Here is a 25,919-nt window from a genome sequence, read left to right as displayed (position 1 = left end):
AACGGCGCGAGCCTACTACCGACGCACACGTAACTCGAAGTTGCATCCGGAACCCGAACTTCCGCTCCGGTATGGCGACATGTGGAGTTGTCCTCCCATTGCGGGAGATTGCCTCCTGCGTTCAGGTGGTACACGTCCGACCGGAACCGATCGGCCAGGACGGGTGGTTGGCTGGATTTTTTCGTTTCTTTGACGTGGTGCGGGAATCTTGAAGAGGTCTTGTTCGTCATTCTCTTCGGGAAATGGCGGTGGATTCGGCCACAGGAGCCGCATCTGCAACTGGGCGGCGTAAAGCAGCGCAAGCCGGGCAGCCACCTTGAAGCCCGGTCCACAGACACCGGGACGAGAGGTCTGCCGGCGGTGGGGAGTGACACGGTGATGGGCACGGCGGAACGGCAGGAGGCGCCGGGAAGCGGCGTGGAGACGGCGGGTCCGACGGCGCCCCGGCGCCGGGATGCGCGGCTTCACGACATACCGGCGGGGTCGGACATGCCGAGCGGGCGCGGCGCCGCCCGGGAGGAGCCGTACCAGCCATTGTGGGTCGAGGAACCCGCGCGCAGGCGTCGGCTGCCGGATCCGGTGCGGACCTCCGCGGTGCGGGCGGTGCTCATCATCGCCGTGACCCTGCTTCAGGCGATGGTGGCCTTCCTGTGCACCCTGGCCGGTTCCTGGCTGGCGTTCCCGATGGTGCTCAGCAGTGTGGCCAGCACCGTGGTGGCCACCTGGGGCGCCCTGGACGTCTGGGTGACGCGCCAGGTGTGGAGCCAGCGCAACGGCGTGGTGTCGACCCCGAGCAGCACGGCGCGCGCACTGCGGCGTGAGCGGCGCAAGGCCCGCCGGCAGGCGCGCCTTGCCGAGCGGGCGCAGGAGCGGATACGGCGACAAGGCGGCACAGGGCGGCTGTCCCACCCCTGAGCGGTTGCCTCCTCACGGAGTGACCGGCGCCGGACGCTTGAACATCCGGGTCGCCGTGATCTCGCTGCGTACCGCCTCGCCCGCCTGAGGCTGCTGAGGCAGGCCCGGACGGAGGTGTTCCTCGACGCTGATGTACTTCAGGCCGGCCCTGAGGTCCGCGTCGTTGCGCAAGCGGATGACCAGCGGGAACTCTGCGAGTGCCGTCGTGTCGAACAGGCCTGTGGTGTACAGGAGTTGGACACCCAGCGCGTCCGACACCGCCCGCTGGAGCTCCAGCAGATACGTCGCGTTGGCGCGACCGATCGGGTTGTCCAGGAACAGCGTGCCGGCGTGCCGGTGCTTGTCCCGGCCCCGGTCGTTGGAGCGCAGGGCCGCCATTGTGCAGTACAGCGCGATGGCCGCGGTGAGGAGCTGCCCGCCGGAGAACACGTCGCCCATCTGCCCGACGGGCACGCGCTCGGCGCGCAGCACGGCGTCCGGCTTGAGGATCTCCACGGCCACGCCCTTGGGCTGCAACGCCGCGGCAACTCCCCGCAGCAGCAGGGACATTCCGTCCCGCCGCAGGTCGGAGTTCTTCTTCACCGCGGCCCGGGTCGCCTCGTCGATGACCTCGCCGAGCCGCTCGGTCAGTGTCGCCTGGTCGGGCTCCTCGAAGCGGATCCGCAGGAACTCCTGCCCGGACCACTCGCCGAGCCCCTCGGGCAGCCGGGACAGCCGCTGGGCCGACCTGAGGGTGGCCAGGGCGGACTCCACGAGACCGCGCAACCGGTCCACGATCGAGTCCCGGTTCCGCTCCAGCTGGGCCAACTCGTCGGTCAATACCCGGAGTCGGGGCGCGAAGGCGTCCGCCCACTTCTGTGCGTGCTCGGGCAGCGCGGACGCGGGCAGCTCGCGGATCTGCTGCCGCGCGGGGGTGCGGACCTGCTCGTAGCGCGTGGAGTTGGCGTGCCGGACGAGTACGTCGCTTGCCTCGCGCACGGCGGCCTCGGCCGCGGAGAGGTCGGCGGCGCAGCCACGCAGCGACCGGCGGGCCTCGGCGGCGGCCTGACGGGCCTCCTCGGGGCTGCCCGGGTACGCCTCCGGCTCCTCCTGCTCGTCCTCCATGGGGTGCTCGCGCAGCAGGTCACGGAGCATCGCGGCGATCTCGTCGAAGCCGCCCGCCGCGTCCTCGGCGGCCCGGTGGGAGCCGAGCAGTTCCGCGTGTGCCTCCCGGGCCTGCGCCAACGCCTCGGTGCGGGAGGCGAGTTCGGCGGTGGCCGTGCGCAACAGCGCCTGAGCGTGCTCGGCGTCGCGCGGCTCCAGCTCCGGCGACAGCCCGGTGTGCGCTTCACCGTCCTCGGGAGCGTGCCGCTCGGCCTCGCCGCGCAGCCGCCCGAGTTGCTCGCTCGCGGTCGACACACGGGTCTCCAGGAGCTGCACCAGCTCCTCCGCACGGGCGGCGGCGGCCTGCCGGGAGGGCCCGTCGGATCCGTCGGGCGACTGGAGCAACTGCGCCGCGCGCGTGCGGACCTTGTTGCTCAGCCGGTCCAGTTCGGCCAGGGCCGCGCTCTCGTCGCTCTCCGCCCGCGCCTGTTCGGCCCGCAGGTCGGCACCCACACCCACCTTCTCGTACAGCTGGGAGGCGGCCCGATAGGCCTCGCGGAGCGCGGGCAGGGACGCCTTGGCGGCGTCCGGGTCACTGTCCGGTACGTCGTCGGGGGCACCCGCGATCTCGGCGCGCTCGGCGCGCAGCGCACGGGCGGTGCGACGGGCGTCGTCGGCGGCCCGCTGGGCGCCGCGCCGGTCCTCGTCGGCGGCGCGGGCGCGCTCCAGACAGGTCTGGGCGCGGGCCTCCGACTCGGTGGCCTCGTCGGCCAGTTCGCGCAGCTTGACCTGCCAGCCGGCCCGCTCGCGCAGGCGGTAGGCCAGCCCGGCGAGGGCGTCGGCGGCGCGCCGCGCCTTCTGTGCGGCCTCCTGCCGCTCGTCGCGCGTCTGCGCGGCCTCGGCGGCGGCTTCGTCGGCCTCGGCCCGCACGGTGCGCGCCTCGGCGAGTTCGGCCTCCGACTCCTCGGCGAACGCGCGTGTGTCCCGGGCGGCCTGCGCCAGCTCGACGAGGCGGCCGGCCGGACAGCCGGTACGCCAGGAGGCGAGCCGGGCGGACAGCTCGCGGTCCTTGGCGAGGCGGGCCGCGAGCGAGCGGATCTCCTCGTCCCGCTCGCCGGCCCGCGCGCGCAGCGTCTGGCGCTCCTCGTCGGCGGCGTGCTCGTCGTGCATGGCCGGGTTCGGCGGTACGAGGAAGACGTTCCCGCTGTCCGACTCGGGGGCCGGAGTGGGTGCGAGGAGGGCAGCCGCCGTACCCACGGCGACGGCGGACCGGGGAAGCAGTGCCGCGTCGTTCAGGACCTCGCGGGCGCGTGCGTGCGTTTCGGGGTCGGTGATGATCACGCCGTCGACCAGTTCGGGCCTGGCGGCCAGCACGCGCGCGTGGTCGGCGGGGTCGACGGCCTGGGCGAGATAGCGCCAGCCGGGCAGGGCGGGGATGCCGTTCTCACCGAGGAACTCGACCGTGGCCAGCACGTCCGGTCCCGGCGGCAGCAGCCCGCCGTCACCGAGCGCGCCGAGGATCCGTGCATCGTCGGCGGCGGCCGTACGCAGCTCGAAGAGCTGGCGTTCGGCGGAGGAGACGGAGTCGTCGAGCAGTTCACGCAGTTCGTCGGCGAAACGGTCGAGGTCCTCGGGGTTCAGACCGTCGTCGGCGAAAGCACCCGGGGAGCCGGCGTGCGGGTCGGTGCTCTGTCCGGCACCGGCACCCTCGCGCCCGGCCGCTCCGTTGGCCTTCGTGCCCTCGGCCGCCGTCCGCGGGCCGGGCACTCTCCCGAAGGCTCCGGTCAGGCTCAGGATCTCCGCCAGCCGCTCCTCGCCGGCCAGCCCCTCGGCGAGCCGCCGCTCGGCCTCGTAGGACCGCGCGGCCGCGGTGGCCGCGTCCTCCGCGCGGGCGGCCGTGAGCTCCGCGCGGGATTCGGCGGAGGCTGCCTCGCGCGCGTGCTCGGCGGCTCGGTGTGAGGCCTCGCGGGCGGTGTCCCAGGCGGCGACCGCGGTCTTCTCGGCGTCGCTCGCGGCGAGGGCCGCGCGCGCGGGGTCGGCGTCGGGCGCGCTGTCGTCGAGCCAGCCCGCGCGGACCGCCTCGGCGGTCTCCTGCTCGACCTCGCTCAGCCGCTGGCGCAGATGCCCGATCTCGCTGCGGGCACGCTGCGCCTCGGTCGCGGCCGAGGTGGAGTCCCGGTACGCGGACTCGCCGACCTCCTGGAGGGCGGCGGACCGCTCCTCCTCCTCGTTGGCGAGGGCCTCGGCACTCTCGGCGGCCGCGTGCAGGGCCCGGACGAGATCGACTGCGGCCTTGGCCCGGGCGGCGAGCGCGGGGGCCGCGTCCCGCTCGGCCTCCTGGATGGCGGCGGCCACGCGCGCGATCCGGTCGGCTGCGGCACGGTGGCGCAGGACGGCTTCCGCGGCCTGCCAGGCGGAGTGCAGCGTGCGCGCTTCGGCGAGTTCGCGCTTCTGGGCGGCGGCCGACTTCTCGGCGGCGGCGAGCGCCAGGGAGGCGTGCCGGTAGGCGAGTTCGGCGGCGATCAGCGCACTGCGCTCCCGGCCCGCCTCGGCGTGTGTGACGGCGTACGCGGCGGCGGTGACCCGCTGGGCGAGGTCGGCGGCCCGCACCCGCTCCTGGACGCCTCGTGCGGACAGCCGTCGGGCCAGTGTCCGGGTGCGGCGTTCGGCGCCCGCGTGGATGTCGCGCGCGCGTGAGCGCGCCTCGGCGGCCTCGACGATCCGGCCCAGCAGGTCCACGGACCCTGCGGTGAAGTCCCGTTCGGCGATCAGTTCGGCGCGTCGCCCGAGCTTGTTGCCGAATCCGCCGACCAGGTCGGCGAGCCCGTCGGTGTCGCGGGTGTCGGTCACGGCACGCAGCAGCAGGTCGGTGAAGTCGGAGTCCTTCTTCACGGCGAAGAGGCCGGCGGCCTCGCCCTCGTCGGCGTTCATCTCCCGCTGGTACCGGAAGAGTTCGGGGTCCAGGCCGAGGTCTCCCAGGTGCTCGATCCACCGGTCGTGGATCTCCTCCCAGTGCACCTCCAGATGCGGATACGCCTTGCCCGCCTCGGTGATGGCGTCCCGGAAGCCCTTCATGGTCCGGCGACGGCCCTGTGCGGCCGACTGGCCCTCGGCGGGCGGCCGTACGGCGGTGGACTCGGCGACGGGCAGGTTGTCGAGGCTGAGCCCCGGTCCGGGCCGGAACGAGTACCAGGCCTCGGCGAACTTCCGCGGGTCGTTGGAGACCTGGCGCCCCCGCCACTCGCTCACCTTGCCGACGACGACACACTCGCCGGTGAGGGTGTGCTGCCACTCCAGGGCCACATGCCCGCAGTCGTCCGCCAGCAGGAACTTCCGCAGGACACCGGAGCTGGCACCGCCGAGCGTGTTCCGGTGGCCCGGCAGCATCACCGAGAAGATCAGCTTGAGCAGCACCGACTTACCGCCGCCGTTCTCCAGGAAGAGCACCCCGGCCGGGGCGGGCCGGCGGGGCGGGCCGACGGGCTCCTCCTCGAAGAACTCCGCCTGGGTGGGCGCGGGGTCGGGCACTTCCGCGCCGACGCCGCGCAGGTCAAGCACGGTGTCGGCGTAGCGCGCACCGGCAGGACCGATGGAGTAGAGGCGGACCCGGGACAGCTCGTACATGGCGGACTCTCGTAAGTCTTCGGCAGGTCAGGGACGTTCAGGAGTGGAACGGCAGCCCGGCATCGGCCACCAGCTCCAGGTCGTCGCGGTCCTCGGCGGGCAGCAGGGTCGGCGTGCCGTCGGTGACCGGGACGACACCCAGCTCCAGGAGCTCGGCCATGGCGGCGCTTCCGGCCATGTCCCGCACCTGGAGCTGGTAACGAGCCGTGGTCCGGTAGGTACCGCCGTTGTCGTCCCCGGTGCGCTGCAGGAACCCGGAGTCGGTGAGGAAGGCGGCGGCCTTGCCCACGATGCCGGTCGTGGACCCGGCGAGCCGGCGCGCGTCCTTGGTCGCGCCGGCAGCGCTGCGTCTGGCCCAGATCCGCCAGGCCGCCTCGAGGCCCGGCGCGTCCGTGGCCGGGTCGGTGTTCTCGCCGATCTCCTCGGCCCGCTCCTCCAGCCGACGGCAGGCCTGCCGTACGAAGGCGTCGACGCCGTTGACCGAGACGCGCCCGATGTATCCGTCGTCGGCGAGGTCCTCGGGCCGGGGGAACGCCATGGCGGCCACGGCGAGATGGGCGAGGCCGTGCAGGAACCGGTCCCCGCCGTCGGCGGACGTACGACGCGCGTAGTCCCCCATCCGGACGGCGAACACGGAGTCCTCGGCGGCGGTCACGGCCATGCCCGCGCGTGGGGACACCTCGAGGACGACCAGCCCGAGTCCGGCGGCGACGGCGTCGGCGAGCCGTGCGAACGGGGGGTCCTCCCGGTAGCGACGCAGCAGTTCGGCGTACTCCTGATCCCGCGCGGGCTGCAGTTTGGGCTGCAGGCCGAAGGCGACGAGCCGAGCGGCGTCGGCGGCGTCGGCGGGGGTGACGGCGGCGGGCGCCGACGGGATCGGGGCCTCCGTGTCGCTCCACTCGACATGCTCACTCACGACTTGGGCTCCTTGTCACGCTCTTGCTCACTCATGCTGCCTCCGTCCGGTCCGCCGCCATCCCCACGGCGTCCAGCAGGGCTGTGCCGACGATGAGGTCGGCGCCACCGAAGTCCGGATCGTCCAGTTCCGTCCCGTCGTCCACCGCGAAGAGCAGCTTCTCCTCGCCCTGGCGGTAGGCGGTGCCGACGGCGGGGCTCGCCGCGTGGACCGCCAACAGGGCCACCAGGTAGGCCAGATCGAAGCCGCCGGTCCGGCGGGCCTCCGCGAGTAGTCCCGAGAGGCGTCGCGGGGCGTCGGCCGGCAGGTCCAGCAGCTCCTTCGCGGACGCCAGTTGCTCCTCGCTGAACCGGCTGTCGTCCGGCGTGGCGATGAGGTCCGGCTCCGGCATCTCCGCGCCCAGGTGCTCCCGCTCCATCGGCGGCGTCAGCAGTATGTCGACGAGATCACCCACCCGGACCGACACCGGCGTGCGCAGGCCGGTCCCGCGCGCGAAGAACGCGTCGGTGACCCGGGTGGCCTGCTCCAACGGCAGCGGCAGCACCGGCGCGACGAGATGGCCGTACAGATCGATCCCCGCCGTCGTCATCGGCGTGGCGAAGGCCTGCCGGTCCTGTTCGGCACGGAACAGTGGCCCCGCTTCGAGGAGCCGGGACTGGAGCTGGGTGTGGCGCCGGATGCAGTCCTTGACGATGTCCACGAGCTCGGCGGCCCGCCGCTTCTGCTCGGCGTCCTCGGACTCGTCCCGCGCCTTGCGGATGTTGGTCAGGATCGCGTTCTCGTGGCGGTACCGGTCGGCGACGTGGTCGAGGGCCTCGGCGATCATGTCGGGCACGGAGTTGAGCCAGTCGACGGCCCGGACATTGCGGCGGGTGGCGTCCAGTGCCCTGCGCAGGGTCTCGGAGTACTGCACGGTCCGGTACCGGGCCTGCTCGGCGGCGAGCTGGGCGTCGGCGAGGCGGCCGCGGCTGATCAGCACCTCCAGCTTGACCTCGGCGGCGATCTGGGCGCTGGTGACGTCGGTGTCGAGGGCACCGACGAGGACGTTGACCGCTTCGTCCGTGGTCCGGAGGTACACCGAGCCGCCGGGCCCCGGCACCTCCTCGATCAGCTTGAAGTCGTAGTCACGCCGGACATAGGTCCCGTCCGGTGCGAAAGTGCCGTAGACCGCGCGAAAACCGCGGTCGACGCTGCCGACGTTGATCAGGTTCTCCAGGACCCAGCGGGCCACGCGCTCATGCTCGGCGACGGGACGCTGCGGGGCCTGGGCGGCGATGCGAGGGATGAGGCGGGCGACTATCTGGTCGTGGTCGGCGCCGGTGTCGAAGTCCATGTTCAGGGTGACCAGGTCGATGGCGGAGAGGGCCACCTCCGCCATGCCGTACACCGAGTACTCCCCCGCGAGATTGGCCTTGCGGGTGTCGAGGTCGTGGAGCGGCGCGGTGCAGGCGAGCGCGCGCAGCCGTCGCGCCAGTCCCTCGTCGGCGGCCGGGCCCGGTGCGGGGCGCGGCCCCGCGCTGAACTGGGGCGGAACGCTGTCCGTCGTCGCAGGCGAAGTCACGGTGCACAGACTAGGTCCTCGGTCTGACAACTCCCCAAACCGTGCGGATCGCCTCCGGCGGTTGGACGGGGGACTACCGGTTGTGTTGCGTCGGCAGGCCGATGGGGGCTTGTCGCGCCCGCGCGGCGGAGCCGCATATCGATACAGCCCCGCGCCCCTACGGGGCGCTCACTCTGCGCAGGTAGACATCGACCACTCGTTCCAGCGAGTCGCGCAGATACACCGCCAGCAGCTTTTCGGCCTCACCCTTGTCGCCCGTCTGAAGTGCCCCGAGGATCTGCTGGTTGCGGGCCAGGTACGGCTCGTGGAGGGCCTTGGGGTCGTCCGCGACGTGGAAGGCGAGCCGCAGTTCGGCGAAGACACTGCGCATCAGTTCGTCGGTGCGGTCGCTGCCCGCGAGGGCGACGAGTTCCCGGTGGAAGTGGATGTTGGCCGTGCCCAGCGCTTTCCAGTCACCTTCGCGTACCGCTCGCTGCCCCTCCACGACAGCCTCGGCGAGCGCGTCCAGGGCATACGGAGGCTCGCCCAGCCCGCGGACGACGGCGCACTCCACGAGGGCGCGGGTCCGGTAGATGTCCTCCACGTCCTCGACGGCCAGGACCCGGACGAACACGCCTCGGTTCAACTCGTGGACGAGCAGGCGCTCATGGGTGAGCAGGCGGAACGCCTCGCGCAGTGTGTTGCGGGACACACCCAGAGCCCCTCCGATGCTGTCCTCCGACAGCCGGGTCCCTGGCGGGAAATACCCCTCGGCGATGCGACTTCTGAGGATGTCCGAGACCCGCTCGGCCGTGCTGGTGCGGCCCAGGAGGGCACGGTCGTCGGCCAGTCCGCTCAGCTGTTCTGCCATGCCCGGAATTCAATCGCAGTCACGAGAACGAAACAACACGGGTATTGAAGGATCGTTGAACGATCCTCTACGGTGCTCTACACCGCACGGCTCAGCTCCGCATCCTCCGTCCCCCCTCCTGCGAGGTGCCCATGAGCACGACCCCGCCCCCACAGACCCTGACCGATGACCCCACAGCGACCGAACGCCCCGCGGAAGACGGGGCGTTGGGCTGGTTCCGCGCTCTCGGTCCGCGCGGCCGCCGCGCCTTCGCCGGCGCGTTCGGCGGCTACGCCCTCGACTCCTACGACTACTTCACGCTCCCGCTGAGCATGGTCGCGCTGGCCGCCTACTTCGGCCTGGACAGCGGCCAGACCGGTCTGTTCACCACCGTCACCCTGCTGGCCTCCGGCATCGGCGGAGCCCTGGCAGGGGTGCTTGCCGACCGGGCCGGCCGGGTCCGGGCACTGATGATCACGGTGATCACGTACGCGATCTTCACCGTGGCCTGCGGTTTCGCGCCCAACTTCGAGTCACTGCTGGTCTTCCGCGCCCTCCAGGGCCTCGGGTTCGGCGGCGAATGGGCGGTAGGGGCGATCCTGGTCGCCGAGTACGCGAGCGCCAAGCACCGGGGCCGCACCCTGGGCGCGATCCAGAGCTCCTGGGCCGTGGGCTGGGCACTGGCCGCGATCGTGTACACGCTGGTCTTCTCGGTCTTCGACGCCGACACGGCCTGGCGCGTGATGTTCTGGACCGGCGCGCTGCCCGCGCTGCTGGTCGTCTGGATGCGGCGCCAGGTCCAGGACGCCCCCGAGGCGATCGCGGTGCGCGAGAAGAGCGCCGGGAAGGGCTCGTTCGCAGCGATCTTCAAACCGGACCTGCTGCGTACGACGATCTTCGCGGGGCTGCTGTCCACCGGAGTCCAGGGCGGCTACTACACGCTCGCCACCTGGGTACCGACGTACCTCAAGAGCGACCGCGGACTGTCGGTCGTCGGCACCGGCGGCTATCTCACGTTCCTGATCTCCGGCGCCTTCCTCGGCTATCTGACCGGCGGCTACCTCACCGACCGCCTGGGCCGGCGGCGCAACATCTGGCTCTTCGCCCTGCTGTCGGCCGTCTGCATCGTGGCGTACGGCAACATCCCCAGCGGAGCCGACACCTGGCTCCTGGTCCTCGGGTTCCCCCTCGGGTTCTGCATGTCGGCGATCTTCAGCGGCTTCGGGTCCTATCTGAGCGAGCTGTACCCGACGGCGGTGCGCGGTTCGGGACAGGGCTTCACGTACAACGCGGGCCGCGCGGTCGGCGCGGTCTTCCCCACCACCGTCGGCTTCCTCGCCGACAGCTGGGGCGTGGGCGGGGCGCTGGTCTTCGGCGCCATCGGCTACGGCATCGCGGCACTGGCCCTGCTCGGGCTGCCGGAGACCCGTGGAAAGGAACTCGCGTGAACCGTACGGAAGACCGCCCCCTGACCCTCGTGGACGAGCACGCGCACGCGTGGAGCCCGGCCCAGGCGCGGACCCGCTTCCGTGCGGGCCTGACGGGCCCCACCGCCGGAGTCGCGGCCGGACACACCCAGGTCAACCTGATCTCGGTACCCGCCGACTGGGCGTACGACATGCTGCTGTTCTGCCAGCGCAACCCCAAGCCGTGCCCGGTCCTCGACGTCACGGACGCCGGCGACTGGACCACCGTCCTCGCGGACGGCGCCGATCTGCGCACCGATCTCCCGCGCTACCGGGTGTGGGAGAACGGCGAGTTGGTGGACGAGCCGACGGACGTGCGCGCGCACTGGCGCGACGACCTGGTCTCGTTCCTGATCGGGTGCAGTTTCACCTTCGAGTGGGCACTTTCCGAGGCGGGCGTCCCGATCCGGCACATCGAGCAGGGCCGGAACGTTCCCATGTACGTGACCAGTCGACAGTGCCGTCCCGCGGGGCGGCTGCACGGACCCATGGTGGTGTCCATGCGTCCGGTGCCGCCGCAGCACCTGGCGGCCGCGCTGAGGGAGAGCAGTCTGCTCCCGGCGGTGCACGGAAGCCCCGTGCACTGCGGCGATCCCTCGGCGCTCGGCATCGACGACCTCGACCGCCCCGACTTCGGCGATCCGGTGGAGGCCGAACCGGACGACATCCCGGTGTTCTGGGCCTGCGGAGTGACCCCGCAGGCCGCGGTGATGGCCTCGCGCCCGCCGTTCGCCCTCACCCACGCACCCGGGCAGATGTTCCTGACGGACGCCCGCGACGAGCAGTACCGAGTGGCCTGAGTAGGAGACGCGAAGCTTCCATGACGACGATCGATCTCAACGCCGACCTCGGCGAGGGCTTCGGCCGCTGGCGGCTGACCGACGACGAGCAACTGCTGTCCGTCGTCACCAGCGCCAACGTGGCCTGCGGGTTCCACGCCGGGGACGCGGTCACCATGCGACGGGTGTGCGAGCTGGCGGCCGCGCGGGGGGTCCGGATCGGCGCCCAGGTCTCCTACCGGGACCTGGCAGGGTTCGGGCGGCGCGCGATGGACGTGCCGTCCGCCGAACTGACGGCCGAAGTGGCCTACCAGATCGGCGCCCTGGAGGTCTTCGCCCGGGCGGCGGGCACGCGCGTGTCGTACGTCAAGCCGCACGGCGCGCTCTACAACCGGGTCGTCCACGACGAGGAGCAGGCCGCCGCGGTCGTCGACGGCGTGCTCCTCGCGGACGCCACGCTGCCCGTGCTCGGCCTGCCCGGCTCGCGCCTGTTGGAGGCAGCCGCCAAGGCGGGCCTGGAGGGCGTCACGGAGGCCTTCGCGGACCGCGCGTACACCGAGGAGGGCACGCTGGTCCCGCGCGGCCAGGAGGGCGCGGTGGTCACCGATCCGGAGACGGTCGTGGCACGCTCGCTCGGCCTGGCCCGGGATCGCATGGTCACCACCCGCTCCGGCGCCCGCATCGAGGTCGAAGCCCGTTCCCTGTGCCTGCACGGGGACACGCCGGGCGCGGTGGAGCTGGCCCGCCGGGTCCGGGAGCGGCTGGAGACGTCGGGCGTGCGGGTGGAGGCCTTCGTATGAGGGCACTCCCAGTCGGAGACGCCGCCCTGCTCGTCGAGGTGTCCTCGGGCGACGAGGCCCAGGCGCTGCACGCGGAGCTGGTGCGGCGCCGCGCGGAGGGCTCGCTGTCCGTCCGCGAGATCGTCCCCGCGGCCCGCACGGTCCTCCTCGACGGCCTCACCGACCCGGCCCGCCTGGCCGCCGAACTCACCGCCTCCGAGGTACCGCCCGCTCCCCCGCGCGCGCGTGAAGTCGTCGAACTCCCCGTGCGCTACGACGGCCCCGACCTGGCCGACGTGGCCGCGCACTGGGGTGTGTCCCCCGAGGAGGTGGCCCGCATCCACGCCGGCACCGAATTCACCGTCGCCTTCTGCGGATTCGCTCCCGGTTTCGGCTACCTGACCGGCCTGCCCGCCCGCTACGACGTCCCACGCCGGGCCACCCCTCGTACGGCCGTCCCGGCGGGCTCGGTGGCGCTCGCGGGCCCGTACACCGGCGTCTACCCGCGGTCGTCGCCGGGTGGCTGGCAGCTCATCGGGACCACGGACGCCGTGCTGTGGGACCACGCGCGCGTGCCGGCCGCGCTGCTGTCGCCGGGTACGCGGGTGCGCTTCGTGGGTGCGGCATGACGGACCGCGCCCTCTCCGTCGTCCGGTCCGGAGCCCTGACCACGGTCCAGGACCGGGGCCGCCCGGGCCACGCCCACCTCGGCGTGCCCCGCTCGGGCGCCCTCGACGGCCCCGCCGCGGCGCTCGCCAACCGTCTGGTCGGCAACCGCCCTGAGGCAGCCGTCCTGGAGACCACCCTCAACGGCTGTGCGGTACGCCCCCGTTCGACGGTCACCGTGGCCGTCACGGGCGCCCCGTGCCGGGTATCGGTGGACGGCCGCCCGGCAGCCTGGGGCGCAGCCATACGCGTGCCGGCCGGAGCGCTGCTGACCGTCGGAACGGCCGTCTCGGGGCTGCGCAGCTATGTGGCCGTCTCCGGTGGAATCACCGTGGAGCCGGTCCTGGGCAGCCGCTCCACGGACCTCCTGTCGGGCCTGGGCCCGGCCCCCCTCACGGACGGCGCGGTACTGCCCCTGGGCACCCCGAACTCCCTCCACGCGCGCGTGGACACGGCGCCGCAGCCTGCACCCCCCGCGGAACTGGTCCTGCGCGTCACGCTGGGCCCGCGGGACGACTGGTTCCCCCCGGAAGCGGTACGGGCCTTCACCTCCCGCACGTTCCAGGTGTCCTCGGCGAGCAACCGCATCGGCCTGCGCACGGAGGGGCCCGCCCTGGAGCGGAGGCTCAATGGCGAACTCCCCAGCGAGGGCATGGTCCTGGGCGCTGTCCAGGTCCCACCCGACGGCAGACCGGTGGTCTTCCTGGCCGACCACCCGACCACCGGCGGCTACCCGGTGATCGGAGTGGTCCGCGAGACAGACCTGCCGGCGGTGGCTCAGGCGGTACCGGGGACTCCGGTGCGCTTCATAGAGGTACGTAGGCGCCAGATGTATTGACCCTCAGGAGGGAAGCTGCGCGACCGGCCACGACGCGCGCGCACCCACCGGACCGCTCAAGCCGCCTCCACCTGCTGCTCGCCCGACGCCACCGACAACGCGGCCAACGCCATGGAGACCGCGTGCGCGGCCCGCAGGTCGAGCCGCCCGCTCGTCCCCCGCGCGCGGTGCCGCAGCTCGTCCGCGGCCAACGTCACCAACTGCGGCAGCAGATCCGTGCACCGCCGCACCACCCACCCGGTCCCCGCCGTGGCCAGCCACCACAGACTCGCCGACTTGGTGGGCACGGGAAACTCCTGCTCGGCCGAGGGCGCCACTCCGGACGCGACCGCCCGCTCCACCAGCAATTCATGGAACCGCACGGCCAGTTGCCGGTGCCCTCGCTCGCTGGGGTGCAACCGGTCCGCGCTCCACATCGCACGCTCGGTGGTCCAGGCCCCCTCAGCGGCGTGCAGGTGCAGGGCTCCGTACCGCTCGGACAGGGCGTGGACCACGGCGTTCACCGCCCGCTGGCGCCGCGCCAGCGGCCGCGCCAACGCCCCGGGCAGACCCAGCATCGTGCCCGGGTCCGGCAGACACGCCGTGAGCAGCACCGCACCCTGTGCGCGAAAGGCCGCGTAGATCGTGTCGAGCCGGGCGGCCACCGCGTGGATGTCGAAGGTGCAGCGCAGCGTGTCGTTGACGCCGACGACCACGGACACGACGTCCGGCCGCAGGGCGAGCCCCGCGGGCAGTTGCCGTTCCAGCACGTCCCGGGTCTGCGCTCCGCTCACCGCGAGGTTGGTGAAGTCCACGTCCGCCTGGGAGAGCCCGTCGGCGAGCAGCGCGGCCCAGCCGCGCCACGCCTCCCCGACCGGGTCCCCCACGCCCTCGGTGAGCGAGTCACCGAGGGCGACGAAGCGCAGGCCTCTCATGACGCGCCCCCGTTCATGCCACGCCTCCGGGCACGGAGCGCCGTACGAGGACCTCCGCGTCGTGCGCGGCGAGGAACGCCCGCACCGCCGTGTCCCAGCTGAAGCACTCCGCACGCGCGCGTGCGACCCCGCGGCGTTCGGCCTCGGAACGTTCGAGCAGCATGTCCACGGCGTCCGCGAAGGCCTCCCCGCGGTCGGCGGCGACGGCCCCGGCCGATCCGACGACCTCCGGCAACGCGGAGGAGGCGCTCACCACCACCGGCGTACCGCACGCCATGGCCTCCAGCGCGGCGAGCCCGAAGGTCTCGGCCGGTCCGGGGGCCAGGCACACGTCGGCGGAGGCCTGGAGCGCGCCGAGCAGTCCGGGGTCGGAGACGTGCCCGAGGAAGGTGACCGGCAGCCCGCGCTCCCGGGCCCGCTGCTCCAGGCGCGACCGCAGCGGCCCGTCCCCGGCCACCACGAGCACCGCCCGCCGACCGCGCCGTACGAGCGCCTCCACGGCGTCCAGCGCGGTGCCGGGCCGCTTCTCCACGGACAGCCGGGTGCAGGTCACCAGGAGCGTCTCGTCCACGCGCGCGTAGCGGGCCCGCAGTCCCGCGTCGTGCAGCGCCGGGCGCCGCTCGACCAGATCGACGCCCAGGGGGGCCCGTACGACATTGCGCGCGCCGATCCGCACGAACTCCCGCTCGGCGAACTCCGTGGTGCACACCACGCGCGCGTACGTGTGCGCCGTACGGACATTGAGGGCGTCGGCGGCACGCCGGGCCGCTCCCTCCGACAGGCCCCAGGTACGGAGCACGCCGTCGGCGGTCTCGTGGGAGACCATCACGGCGGGGACCCGGGCGCGCCTGGCCCATTTGCCGGTCCACCTGAGGGTCGTACGGTCGCAGACCTCCAGGCGGTCGGGGGCGAGCTCCTCCAGGAGCCGGGCCACGCGCCGCTTGTCGGCGAGGACGCGGTAACCGCCGGTACCGGGCAGCAGCGGGCCGGGCAGGGTGATGATCCGTCCCTGCTCGGTACGGCGGTCGCTCGCGCGGTCGCCCGGCACGATGAGCACGGACTCATGTCCCGCCGCCCGGTAGCCCTTGCCGAGCTCGCGCAGGGCGGTGCGCAGACCGCCCGAGGCGGGAGCGACGAAGTTGGCGAGGCGGACGATCCGCAGCGACTGTCCGCTCATGCCGCCACCGCCGTCTTCCGGCCGGTGAGCACGGCGGCGTAGTGGCCGATCAGCTGGTCGCCGACGGCCGCCCAGGTGCGCCCCTCGACCATGGCCCGCGCGGCGACTCCGAACGAGGCGCGCATCTCGGGGTCGGCGGCCAGGGAGCACACCGCGTCCCGTACGGCGGCCGGGTCGCGCGGCGGGACGAGGAACCCGGTGCGCCCGTGGGCGACCAGGTCCAGCGGGCCGCCGGCGGCGGGCGCGACGACGGGCACACCGCTCGCCATGGCCTCCTGCACGGTCTGGCAGAAGGTCTCGAAGGGGCCGGTGTGTGCGAAGACGTCGAAGGAGGCGAAGATCCGGGCCAGTTCGTCACCCATACGGCGGCCCAGGAAGACCGCGCCGGGCAGGGCGTGCTCCAGGTTCGGCCGGGTCGGCCCGTCGCCGACCACGACGACCTTGACGCCCTCGAGACGGCACGCGTCGGCCAGCAGCTCGATGTGTTTCTCGGGCGCCAGCCGTCCGACGTAGCCGACGATCATCTCGCCGTTCGGGGCAAGCTGCCGACGCAGCGCCTCGTCACGCAGGTCGGGGCGGAAGCGGACGGTGTCCACGCCCCGCGGCCACAGCTTGACCCGGGGCACGCCGTGCGCCTCGAGGTCGTGCAGGGACGCGCTGGACGGGGCGAGGGTGAGGTCGGCGGCGGCGTGGACGGAGCGGATACGGCGCCAGGCGGCGGCTTCTCCCGCGTGCACGTAAGTGCGGGCGTATCCGGCGAGGTCGGTCTGGTAGACGGCCACGGCGGGGATGCTGAGCCGGGCGGCGGCGGCCATGCCGCGGACGCCGAGGACGAAGGGGCTGGCCAGGTGGACGACATCGGCACGGTGCTCGACGATCGCCGCGGCCACGCGCCGGCTGGGGAGGGCGACGCGGACCTGGGGATAGCCCGGGAGGGGGAGGGAGGGGACACGGACGACGGGGCACGGCGCGAGGGCGTCCCCGCCGTTCCCGGGGCCGGACGCGGTGGCCGGCGCGACGACGAGCGGAAGGTGACCGCGATCTACGAGGTGCCGGGCGGTCTGGAGCGCGCAGTGGGCCACGCCGTTCACATCGGGGGGAAAGGATTCGGTCACTATGACGACACGCATACGGGTGTTCTCGCCGCACTGGACGTGGCCGCGTCAACGTGGATCTTTGCGAGCGATGAACGTCCCGTGAGCGTTCCGCTGCACACCCGAGCAGGTCAGGCGGCGTCCATGCCGACCTGACCCGCGGGCCACCCCGAGTTCACCATGCGGGTGTGACAGGGCCCGGAGGTGCACACCCGAGGGTGGTTTCACATGGCCGCGGTGTCCGGTCCGATACGGCTGCGGACGGCCGTCTGGACCTCGGCCTCCTCGGCCGGGTCGGCGGCCAGCCGGCGCAGCCGCTCGACGACCCGGGCGTCTCCGGTCTCGGCGTGCCGGGCGGCGATCTCGCGGGTGGTCTCCTCGCAGTCCCAGAGGCATTCGACGGCGAAGCCGGTGGCGAAGGAGGGGTCGGTGGCTGCGAGCGCGCGCGCGGCGCGGCCACGGAGATGGGAGGAGGCCGTCTCCCGGTAGATGTGGCGCAGCACGGGCGCGGCGCAGGCGATGCCGAGGCGTCCGGTGCCGTCGACGAGGGTCCACAGGGTGGGGGCGTCGGGGCCCTCGCCCCGTACGGCCTCCCGGAGGGCCGCGAGCACCAGGTCCCGGTCCTGGGCGCCGCCCAGGCAGGCGAGCATGCGTCCGGCGGCGGCGCCCAGCGGATCGGGCCGTCGGGCCCAGCCACGGGCGCGGTCGACGGCGGCGATGCTGCGCATGCGTTCGAACGAGTCGAGGGCGGCCTCCACGACGACCGGTGAGCCGGTGACGACGGCCAACTCGATCAGATCGAAGGCGTCGGGATCATTGCTGTCGGCGAGATGGCGCAGAGCGGTGGACCGGGCGCCGTCGCTGCCGTCCTTGGCTGCCGCGAGGATCTCGGGCCGGTCCTCGGGGCCCGCGACGGCGGACAGACAGCGGGCGGCGGGCACATGCAGCGCGGCGCCCCGCTCGACGCCCTGCTGGGCCCACTCGAAGACGGCCTGCACGCTCCACCCCGGGCGGGGCCCGGCGGGTCGCATCTGGCGTTGCCAGCGGTCGAAACAGCCGGCCTCCTGAGCGGCACGCACACGCGTGGAGACGGATTCGCGGGGATCGTCGGCCCACAGCCGCCACGGCCTCGGCTCGAAGGCGTCGCGGACGACGGCGGCCAGCTCGGCCTCGCCCTCGGGATCGGTGGCGAAGCGCGCGAGCACGGGCGCGGCGAGGGCACGCAGACCGGCGTCGTCGTCCCGCAGCGCCAGTTCGTCCAGTGCCCAGGCCCAGTTGGAGCCCGAGGCGGCGTACCTGCGCAGCAGTTCGAGCGCGTCGCGCCTGCCGTAGGAGGCGAGGTGGCCGAGGACGGCCAGGGCGAGGCCGGTGCGTGACTCCTCGGTGTCGAAGACGTCGTCCACCTCGAAGAGGTGTGCCTCGATCTCGTCCAGCTCGCCATTGAGGTCGAGGAAAAGACGGGCGTAGTACAGCGAGCGGTTCTCCACCTGCCAGTCGTGGCGGGGATCGCGCAGCACGCAGTGGTTCAGGGCCGCGAGCGCCTCGGCGCGCGGGGCGGTGAGCGCGTGCAGTGTGCCGTCGCCGCGGCCCCGCTGGAGCAGGCCGAGCAGCGTACCGCTGGGCGCTATGACCGGATCGAACATGGGAAACAGCCTCACATCAAGCGTCGACGCAACCGGGGGACGTGCATTACCTGGCCGCGTGACAACACGTCGGGGCGCCCGCCGTTTCCTGCTTGCTGTAAGCCATCTTCCTCTGCCTCTCGTCGGTGGCCCATGCGGACCCGCATCACGGTCCGCGCGGTGCGGCATCACCTGCCCTGCCATCACGTCCGTGAACCACGACGTCATGATGACTCGGCACTTCCATCTGCCGCGACCGAAATTTCGGCGGCCCTGTACCGCCTCCCCCGTTATTAGTGTTTTCGCTGGTCAGAACATACGGATCAGTGTGCGCCGAACAATTCGAGCAGTTCCGCCCTGCCGAACATCCGGGCCGTGTCCAGGGCCGAGGGGGTGCCCTCGGCCGGATCGGCGCCGCCCTCCAACAGGGCCTTGATGACGTCCGTGGAGCCCTTGAAGACAGCCCCGGCGAGGGGCGTCTGCCCCCGGTCGTTGACGCCGCCGGCCGCCGCCCCCCGGGCGACTAGCGCACGCACCGCGTCCGCGTGACCGTGGTAGGCGGCGAGCATCACGAGTGAGTCCCCGCGGTCGTTGGTGAGGCCTGCCGGAACACCCGCGTCGACATACGGCCACGAGAGCCTCGGTCTGTCCCTGCCGGGCCAGATCGAAGATCTTGGTCGCCAGCTCCACGACCTCGGGGTCGGGGGCTTCAGTCATCGGCCGATCCGCCTCTCATGCAACCGTTCAGGTGAATCGCAAGGGTACTGGCTCGCGGGGCACATGACCCGAAGTGCCGGAGGTAAGGATCACACGACTCTGCCAACCAAGTGAAATCTCAGGAAATTCATCCGTTTGCACCTTTTGTCGTATGGATACATGCTGTGATCCTGGAAGTACTCATGGTGACTGTCCCCACGAACCAGGAGCACCAAATGATCCTCTCCATCTCGGGCGTCGTACTGCTCGGCATCGTCGTCTTCATCTTCTTCCGCAAGGACGGGCTCAAGGCCTCGCACGCCCTGATCTCGGCGTTGTTCGGCTTCTACCTGGCCAGCACCGCCATCGCCCCGAGCATCAAGGCCGGCGGCGAGAGCCTGGCGAGCCTCCTCGGCGGCATCAAGTTCTGACGCCGCCCCTCCCGTCCGTACGCACCTCCAGGAGACAGCAGTGGCCCGCCGCCCCCTCCCCCGCATCCTGAGCACAGGCAGCGCGCAGATCGCCCGGAGCCGGGAGCTGGCCCGGACGGCGGCCGACAGCGCCACCGATGTCCTCCACCCACTGATCACGATGACACGCGGTCTGCGCCGGCTGGCCTCCGCCGGGCGGCGCAAGTGGGCCGAAGCCCCCAAGGACAAGCGCGGGCCGCTGCTTTTCCTGGTGGCCTCGGTGGTCCTGGTGGTGGCGCTCGTTCCGTACGGTCCGCTGCTCGCCGTCATCAGCCTGATGGCGGCGGCGGCCTGGCAGGGCCGGGACCGCGAGCCGCGGGAACCGGAAGGACCCGACGAGTCGCAGACACAGCGCCTGCAGTCGCTGTACGAAGCGCTCGTCCCGTACTTCTCGGCGGCCGAGGACCCGGCCCCGCTGTACGCGCACGGCGGCGAGTGGGAGAAGGCCTTTCCCGCGTACGACTTCGACGGCACCGGTCGCATCACCCACCTGCTGATCAGCTACCCGGCGTACTTCGCCGACGGCGAGGCCGAGGCCCGGGCCCGCGTCGAGCAGCTGCTGCACGCCAAGTCGGGCCGCGGCCGCGAGTACCACTTCACCTGGGACGAGGAGGGCAACCAGCTCACGGTCAACGTCCTCGCCCCGCTGCCCACCGACATCGCCGCCCAGCGTTTCGTCACCGCCCCGGGTGAGACGGTCCTCGGCTTCACCGACCCCACCCAGGTCCAGCGCACCCTGCCGCTCGGCTACGGCGACGGACAGCGCGACGTCCCGCCCGTCGTCTGGCGCACCGGCATCCGCTCCACCGAGCCGCACCTGCTGGTCATGGGCCAGCCGGGCAGCGGCACCTCGACCCTGCTGCGCTCGATCGCGCTCCAGGCCCTTCAGTACGGCGATGTCGTCATCGTCGACGGCGGCGCCACCGGCGAGTACGCGTGCCTGACCGGGCGGGACGGGGTCCTCGCGGTCGAGTGCGGACTGGCGGGAGCACTGGCGAGCCTGGAGTGGGCGGCGACCGAGACGGAGCGCCGTCTCATCGCGACCAACCGAGCCCGTCAGGCCGGCCGGCCGTCGCCGGACGACACCAAGCGCCCGCTGTGGATCCTCCTCGACCGCCCGAGCGCCTTCGCCCACCTGGCCGCCGCGGACGGCCGCAAGGATCCGCAGTCCCTGCTCCAGGTCCCCCTTCGGCACGGCCGTGCGGCGAATGTCACGGTGGTGGTGGCCGATCAGTTCGACGGCGCGGAGGCGTTGAGCGATCCGGTACGGCAGCACACGCGCGCGCGTGTCGTGCTGGGCCCGGCGACGCCGGACCAGTTGGAGGCGTTCCTGGGGGCGCCCCCGCACACGACCCCGGCGGCGCAGGTCCCGCCCGGCCGCGGGTACGCCCGGCTGGGGACGGGACCGGTCCATCGTCTCCAGGTGCCGGCGACTCCGGACCCGTACGACGACGCGACGAGCGAGGCGGACCGGCAGGCGGTGCTGGCGTTGTTGCCGGCGCGGACGACTCCGGCCGATGCGGAGACGGTCCCCTTGGAAGGCGAGCCGGTCCCCTCGGAAGCGGAGCCTGAAGTCGCCCCATCGGAAGCAGCGCCGGTCCTCTCGAAAGCTGAGCCGGAAGCGGTGGCCGCGGAAGCACCGTGACCCTCAGCGGTTGCCCTGGCTCTCAGCGGTTGTCGGGCGGCTGCGGGTGCGTGGGGGCTGATCGCGCAGTTCCCCGCGCCCCTGGGCAGGTGCGGTTACCGTCACTCGCACAGTGCCGAGGCTGCGACCACCGCGACCAGCCGCCCGCTCCGTTCACGCAACGAACGTACGCGGCGCCTCCCCGCCCCCGGACCCGCCGCTCTCCACGACCCGCGCCGCCGCAGCCAGCCGCGCCGCGGCCTCGTCGGCCACCGCTCCCCCGACGGTGAACGGCAGCCGCACATAGCCCTCGAAGGCCCCGTCGACCCCGAACCGCGGTCCTGACGGCACCCTTACGCCCACCCGCTCGCCCACCTCCGCCAGGCGCGAGCCGGACAGCCCCCCGGCCCGCACCCACAGCGTCAGGCCACCCTGCGGCACCTCGAACTCCCATGACGGCAGCTCCCTGCGCATCGCCGCCACCAGCGCGTCCCGGTTCTCCCGGGCCTGTCCGCGCCGCAGTTCCACGGCCTGCTCCCACCCCCCGGTGCTGAACAGCCAGTTCACGGCCAGCTGCTCCAGCACCGGCGTGCCCAGGTCGGCATAGGCGCGCGCGGCGACCAGGCTGCGGATCACGTCCGGCGCCGCCCGCACCCACCCGATCCGCATCCCCGCCCAGAACGCCTTGCTGGCCGAGCCGACGGTGACCACGGTCGAGCCGGCCGGGTCGAACGCGCACACCTGCCGCGGCATCGAGACGTCCTCGTCCAGCCACAGCTCGGTCATCGTCTCGTCGGCCACCAGCACGGTCCCGGCGGACCTTGCCGCCTCCACCAGCCGCCGCCGCTGGTCCTCGTCGGCCAGCGCACCGGTCGGATTGTGGAAGTCGGCGACGACGTAGGCGATCCGCGGCGCCGCGTCCCGCAGCACCTGCCGCCAGCGGTCCACGTCCCAGCCGGTCAGCCCCTCCGCCATCGCGACGGGCACGAGCCGGGCGCCCGCCTCCCGCATCAGCTGAAGGATGTTCGCGTAGGAGGGGGACTCCACCGCGATGCGCTCACCCCGGCCGCCGAACAGATGGCAGATGGCGTCGATCGCGCCCATCGCCCCGGTCGTGACCATGATCTGCTCGGGCATCGTCGGGATTCCGCGCGCGGTGTACCGCTCGGCGATCATCGTCCGCAGGGCCGGAAGGCCCGCCGGGTAGTCGCCGTGCGTATGGGCGTACGGCGGCAGTTCCTCCAGGGCACCCTGCACCGCCCGCGTCAGCCACGGCTCCGGCGCGGGCAGTGCCGCGCAGCCAAGGTCGATCATCGAGCCGAGGGCCTCGGGCGGGAGGGGCTCGAGGCCGCGCGCCGGGAGGGGATTGCCGGCCGGGACCGCCGTCCAGCTGCCCGCGCCGCGCCGGGACTCCAGGAAACCCTCGGCCCGCAGCGCCTCGTAGGCCGCCGCCACGGTCGTACGGCTGACGGACAGGGAGAGGGCCAGTTCGCGTTCCGCGGGCAGGCGGGCGGCCACCGGGACACGGCCCTCCAGGACCAGCAGGCGGATGCCGTCGGCGAGCGCGCGGTAGGCCGGCGGGCGGCGCGTGCCGGGGCCCGCCGGACGGTCCTGCTGGGAGTTGAGCAGCCGGGCGAGCTGCGCCGCACCCACCGCCGAGGTCCACTGCGCCACTGAAATCAGTCCACCTTCCCCGAATTGGCCATGGATGGTGTGTCATCCCAAGCCACAGGGTGTCATGCATCAGGCCACTACCACCACAGGGGGACCCGCCTTGTCCACGCAGAGCCGTCTCGGACGACGGTTGATCCAGCTGTACGTCGGACTCGCCCTCTACGGGGCCAGCTCGGCGCTGCTCGTCGAGGCGGGCCTGGGCCTGGAGCCCTGGGGCGTGCTGCACCAGGGCCTCGCCGAGCTGACGGGCCTGTCCATCGGTGTCGTCTCGATCATCGTGGGCGCGGCGGTACTGCTCCTGTGGATCCCGCTGCGTCAGCGGCCGGGCCTCGGCACGGTCTCCAACGTCTTCGTGGTCGGCATCGCCATGGACGCCACCCTCGCCGCGGTCCCCGAGGCGCACGGTCTCGCCGTACGGATTCCTCTCCTGCTGGCCGGCATCGTCCTCAACGGCGTGGCCACCGGCCTCTATATCGCCGCCCGCTTCGGTCCGGGCCCCAGGGACGGTCTCATGACCGGGCTGCACCGGCGGACGGGACGCTCGATCCGGCTGATGCGGACCGCGATCGAAGTGGCTGTCGTGGTCACGGGATTCGTCCTCGGCGGCACCATCGGCATCGGGACCGTCCTCTACGCGGTGTCCATCGGCCCACTCGCCCAGCTCTTCCTCCGCATATTCGCCGTCCCCCCGGCATCCGACGGCAGCACGGTCGTTGCCACAGGGCAACCGCGGGGAGCGATACTGCGTCCGTGACCTCGCGGATACGGCACCCCTACCTCGACCATCCCGGCCCCATCCCCTTCGCCCACCGGGGCGGGGCGGCGGACGGTCTGGAGAACACCGCGTTCCAGTTCCGGCGGGCGGTCGAGGCGGGCTACCGGTATCTGGAGACCGACGTCCACTCCACCGCGGACGGCAAGCTGGTCGCCTTCCACGACGCGACCCTGGACCGGGTGACCGACGGGGCGGGCCGGATAGCCGACCTGCCCTGGGCGGACGTACGGCACGCGCGTGTGGCGGGCAAGGAACCGGTGCCGCTGTTCGAGGAGCTCCTGGAGACCTTCCCCGAGGCCCGCTGGAACATCGACATCAAGGCCGGGCCCGCCCTCCAGCCGCTTCTGGACCTCATCGAGCGCACCGGCACCTGGGACCGCGTCTGCGTCGGCTCCTTCTCCGAGGCGCGGGTGATGCGCGCCCAGCGGCTGGCCGGACCGCGCCTGGCGACGTCGTACGGCACCCGGGGTGTGCTGAACCTGCGGCTGCGCTCGTGGGGAGTTCCGGCGGCACTGCGCCGCTCGGCCGTCGCCGCGCAGGTGCCCGAGACCCAGTCCGGCATCCAGGTGGTCGACCACCGCTTCGTGCGCGCCGCCCACGCGCGCGGGCTGCAGGTGCACGTGTGGACCATCAACGAACCGGATCGCATGCACCGGCTTCTGGACCTGGGCGTCGATGGCATCATGACCGATCACATCGACACACTGCGCAAGGTCATGGAGGAGCGGGGCGTCTGGGTCTGACCCGTCCCGTCCCCGGGCCGCGTACGGCACCTTCACGGGGAAGCGAGGGCACGGGTGGGCACCGACACCGTGCGGGCGGGCTCGGCGGACGAGGCCGCCGACCGGCGGCGCGAGCAGCGCGGCTGGTACTTCTACGACTGGGCGTGCTCCGTCTACTCGACGAGCGTACTCACCGTGTTCCTCGGCCCCTATCTGACGTCGGTCGCCAAGAACGCGGCGGATCCGGACGGCTACGTCCATCCGCTGGGCGTCCCGGTGCGGGCCGGCTCCTTCTTCGCCTACTCGGTGTCCCTGTCGGTGATCGTGGCCGTGCTGGTGATGCCCCTGGTGGGGGCCGCCGCCGACCGCAGCGGCCGTAAGAAGCCGCTCCTGGCGGCCGCCGCCTACACCGGGGCCGCCGCGACGACGGGCATGTTCTTCCTCGGCGGCGACCGGTATCTCCTCGGCGGGGTCCTGCTGGTCGTCGCGAACGCCGCGGCGGCGGTCGGCACCATGCTCTACAACTCCTACCTCCCGCAGATCGCCCCGCCCGAGGAACGCGACGCCGTCTCCTCCAAGGGCTGGGCCTTCGGCTACGCGGCGGGCGCCCTGGTCCTGGTCGCGAACCTCGTTCTCTACACGGGCCACGACTCCTTCGGCCTCTCCGAGAGCGCCGCGGTCCGCATCTGTCTGGCCTCGGCCGGGCTGTGGTGGGGCGCCTTCGCGTTGATCCCGCTACGACGGCTGCGGGATCGCCGCTCCCTCGAAGAAGGACCGGCGGAAGCGACCGCACCCGGCTTCCGGCAGCTGGCGGCCACCGTCCGCGGCATGCGCCGCCACCCGCTCACCCTCGCCTTCCTGCTCGCGTACCTCGTCTACAACGACGGCATCCAGACCGTGATCTCCCAGGCGTCGATCTACGGCTCGGAAGAGCTGGGTCTCGGGCAGTCGACGCTCATCGCGGCCGTGCTCCTGGTCCAGGTGCTCGCCGTGGCGGGGGCGCTGGCGCTCGGCCGGCTCGCCCGGGTGTACGGGGCCAAGCGCACGATCCTCGGATCCCTGGTCGCCTGGGCGGTGATCCTGGGCGCGGGATACTTCCTGCCCGCCGGCGCACCCGTGTGGTTCTTCGTCCTGGCTTCCGGTATCGGACTCGTCCTCGGCGGCAGCCAGGCCCTGTCCCGCTCGCTGTTCTCGCATCTCGTCCCGCCCGGCAAAGAGGCCGAATACTTCTCGGCGTACGAGATGAGCGACCGCGGCATGAGCTGGCTGGGCCCGCTCCTGTTCGGGATCACCTACCAGCTGACCGGAAGTTATCGGGACGCGATCATCTCGCTGGTGGCCTTCTTCGTCATCGGATTCGCCCTGCTCGCACGGGTTCCGGTGCGGCGGGCGATCAGCGACGCGGGCAATCCCGTACCCGAAAGGATTTAGCGTTCAACACCAAAGCGCTGTAGTGTACGCGTTTGGCCTGCCAGGCGTACCGTTACTGCGCGTCAAAGATGCTGAAACGCTGGGTCACATCTGCCAGCAGATGTGACAAACCGGGCACTGGTGGGTACAACAAGGGGCGGCTACGACGGCGATGCATTGCCCGGGACGGGACCCGGAACGGGAATCTTTACCGCCGACCGGACGTTGACCGGATGACGACGACAGCGACACCTGTCCTGTGGGCGACAAGCCCGGGAGGCACGA

General features: G+C 72.5%; 20 protein-coding genes and 1 pseudogene. 11 read left to right on the top strand and 10 right to left on the bottom strand.

The window, feature by feature from the left end:
• Positions 1–378: 378 nt before the first annotated feature.
• On the top strand, positions 379–915 hold the full coding sequence (locus tag M2157_RS39615; protein WP_280867567.1) for a hypothetical protein: 537 nt from the start codon (positions 379–381) through the stop codon (positions 913–915).
• Positions 916–927: 12 nt separating this feature from the next.
• On the opposite strand, the gene M2157_RS39610 is transcribed toward M2157_RS39615, so the two are convergent.
• The 4 genes from M2157_RS39610 to M2157_RS39595 all read right to left on the bottom strand — a co-directional run bounded on the left by M2157_RS39610 (position 928) and on the right by M2157_RS39595 (position 8,949).
• On the bottom strand, positions 928–5,622 hold the full coding sequence (locus M2157_RS39610; RefSeq protein WP_280856338.1) for a hypothetical protein: 4,695 nt from the start codon (positions 5,620–5,622) through the stop codon (positions 928–930).
• A 37-nt stretch (positions 5,623–5,659) separates the two neighbouring features.
• Positions 5,660–6,538 carry a hypothetical protein gene (locus tag M2157_RS39605; protein WP_280856339.1) on the bottom strand — a complete coding sequence of 293 codons (879 nt, stop codon included), beginning with the start codon at positions 6,536–6,538 and terminating at the stop codon, positions 5,660–5,662.
• Positions 6,539–6,569: 31 nt separating this feature from the next.
• Positions 6,570–8,099: a hypothetical protein gene (locus tag M2157_RS39600; protein WP_280856340.1), complete on the bottom strand. Its 1,530-nt coding sequence runs from the start codon at positions 8,097–8,099 to the stop codon at positions 6,570–6,572.
• A 157-nt stretch (positions 8,100–8,256) separates the two neighbouring features.
• Positions 8,257–8,949, bottom strand: a complete 693-nt coding sequence (locus M2157_RS39595) for a GntR family transcriptional regulator (RefSeq protein ID WP_280856341.1) — start codon at positions 8,947–8,949, stop codon at positions 8,257–8,259.
• 131 nt (positions 8,950–9,080) lie between these two features.
• On the opposite strand from M2157_RS39595, the gene M2157_RS39590 reads away from it, so the two are divergent.
• From M2157_RS39590 to M2157_RS39570, 5 genes are read left to right on the top strand one after another with little or no spacing between them, the layout of a single operon-like run.
• A complete protein-coding gene (locus M2157_RS39590) occupies positions 9,081–10,376 on the top strand; it encodes an MFS transporter (protein ID WP_280856342.1) in 1,296 nt (431 codons plus the stop codon).
• On the top strand, positions 10,373–11,194 hold the full coding sequence (locus M2157_RS39585) for a putative hydro-lyase (protein ID WP_280856343.1): 822 nt from the start codon (positions 10,373–10,375) through the stop codon (positions 11,192–11,194). The genes M2157_RS39590 and M2157_RS39585 overlap by 4 nt, the downstream gene beginning before the upstream one ends.
• 20 nt (positions 11,195–11,214) lie before the next feature.
• On the top strand, positions 11,215–11,973 hold the full coding sequence (locus M2157_RS39580; RefSeq protein ID WP_280856344.1) for a 5-oxoprolinase subunit PxpA: 759 nt from the start codon (positions 11,215–11,217) through the stop codon (positions 11,971–11,973).
• Complete coding sequence (pxpB, locus tag M2157_RS39575; protein WP_280856345.1) at positions 11,970–12,581, top strand: 5-oxoprolinase subunit PxpB; 612 nt, start codon at positions 11,970–11,972, stop codon at positions 12,579–12,581. Before M2157_RS39580 ends, pxpB begins: the two co-directional genes overlap by 4 nt.
• Complete coding sequence (locus M2157_RS39570) at positions 12,578–13,456, top strand: biotin-dependent carboxyltransferase family protein (RefSeq protein WP_280856346.1); 879 nt, start codon at positions 12,578–12,580, stop codon at positions 13,454–13,456. The genes pxpB and M2157_RS39570 overlap by 4 nt, the downstream gene beginning before the upstream one ends.
• 56 nt (positions 13,457–13,512) lie before the next feature.
• Here M2157_RS39570 and M2157_RS39565 read toward each other — a convergent pair whose 3' ends face one another.
• The 5 genes and pseudogenes from M2157_RS39565 to M2157_RS39545 form a co-directional block, all read right to left on the bottom strand.
• Positions 13,513–14,370: an SGNH/GDSL hydrolase family protein gene (locus M2157_RS39565; protein ID WP_280856347.1), complete on the bottom strand. Its 858-nt coding sequence runs from the start codon at positions 14,368–14,370 to the stop codon at positions 13,513–13,515.
• 13 nt (positions 14,371–14,383) lie between these two features.
• Positions 14,384–15,547, bottom strand: a complete 1,164-nt coding sequence (locus M2157_RS39560) for a glycosyltransferase (RefSeq protein WP_280856348.1) — start codon at positions 15,545–15,547, stop codon at positions 14,384–14,386.
• Positions 15,544–16,677, bottom strand: a complete 1,134-nt coding sequence (locus M2157_RS39555; RefSeq protein WP_280856349.1) for a glycosyltransferase family 1 protein — start codon at positions 16,675–16,677, stop codon at positions 15,544–15,546. Before M2157_RS39555 ends, M2157_RS39560 begins: the two co-directional genes overlap by 4 nt.
• A gap of 188 nt (positions 16,678–16,865) precedes the next feature.
• Positions 16,866–18,284: a HEAT repeat domain-containing protein gene (locus M2157_RS39550; protein WP_280856350.1), complete on the bottom strand. Its 1,419-nt coding sequence runs from the start codon at positions 18,282–18,284 to the stop codon at positions 16,866–16,868.
• A gap of 302 nt (positions 18,285–18,586) precedes the next feature.
• Positions 18,587–18,980 (bottom strand): annotated as a pseudogene (locus tag M2157_RS39545) (ankyrin repeat domain-containing protein).
• A 215-nt stretch (positions 18,981–19,195) separates the two neighbouring features.
• Between M2157_RS39545 and M2157_RS39540 the strand changes: the two are divergent.
• On the top strand, positions 19,196–19,390 hold the full coding sequence (locus tag M2157_RS39540) for a hypothetical protein (protein WP_007380617.1): 195 nt from the start codon (positions 19,196–19,198) through the stop codon (positions 19,388–19,390).
• A gap of 40 nt (positions 19,391–19,430) precedes the next feature.
• The gene (locus M2157_RS39535; protein ID WP_280856351.1) at positions 19,431–21,074 is read left to right on the top strand and encodes a hypothetical protein; all 1,644 of its coding nucleotides are present in this window, start codon (positions 19,431–19,433) and stop codon (positions 21,072–21,074) included.
• Between the two features lie 153 nt (positions 21,075–21,227).
• On the opposite strand, the gene M2157_RS39530 is transcribed toward M2157_RS39535, so the two are convergent.
• Entirely contained in the window at positions 21,228–22,727 is a 1,500-nt protein-coding gene (locus M2157_RS39530) for a PLP-dependent aminotransferase family protein (protein WP_057614102.1), read from the bottom strand.
• 64 nt (positions 22,728–22,791) lie between these two features.
• On the opposite strand from M2157_RS39530, the gene M2157_RS39525 reads away from it, so the two are divergent.
• Genes M2157_RS39525 through M2157_RS39515 form a run of 3 tightly spaced genes read left to right on the top strand, consistent with a single transcriptional unit; the run spans position 22,792 to position 25,655 of the window.
• Positions 22,792–23,481 (top strand): hypothetical protein, encoded by a 690-nt coding sequence (locus M2157_RS39525; protein ID WP_280867566.1) that lies wholly within the window; start codon positions 22,792–22,794, stop codon positions 23,479–23,481.
• Positions 23,478–24,245 carry a glycerophosphodiester phosphodiesterase gene (locus M2157_RS39520; protein WP_266525940.1) on the top strand — a complete coding sequence of 256 codons (768 nt, stop codon included), beginning with the start codon at positions 23,478–23,480 and terminating at the stop codon, positions 24,243–24,245. The genes M2157_RS39525 and M2157_RS39520 overlap by 4 nt, the downstream gene beginning before the upstream one ends.
• Positions 24,246–24,299: 54 nt before the next feature.
• Positions 24,300–25,655, top strand: a complete 1,356-nt coding sequence (locus tag M2157_RS39515) for an MFS transporter (RefSeq protein ID WP_280856354.1) — start codon at positions 24,300–24,302, stop codon at positions 25,653–25,655.
• The last annotated feature ends 264 nt before the right edge of the window (positions 25,656–25,919 follow it).

It is taken from the genome of Streptomyces sp. SAI-127, from assembly GCF_029894425.1.
In the GTDB taxonomy this organism is placed as follows: Bacteria; Actinomycetota; Actinomycetes; order Streptomycetales; family Streptomycetaceae; genus Streptomyces.
Note: the sequence above shows the minus strand (reverse complement) of the source record. Positions and strands in the feature narration are given on the sequence as shown.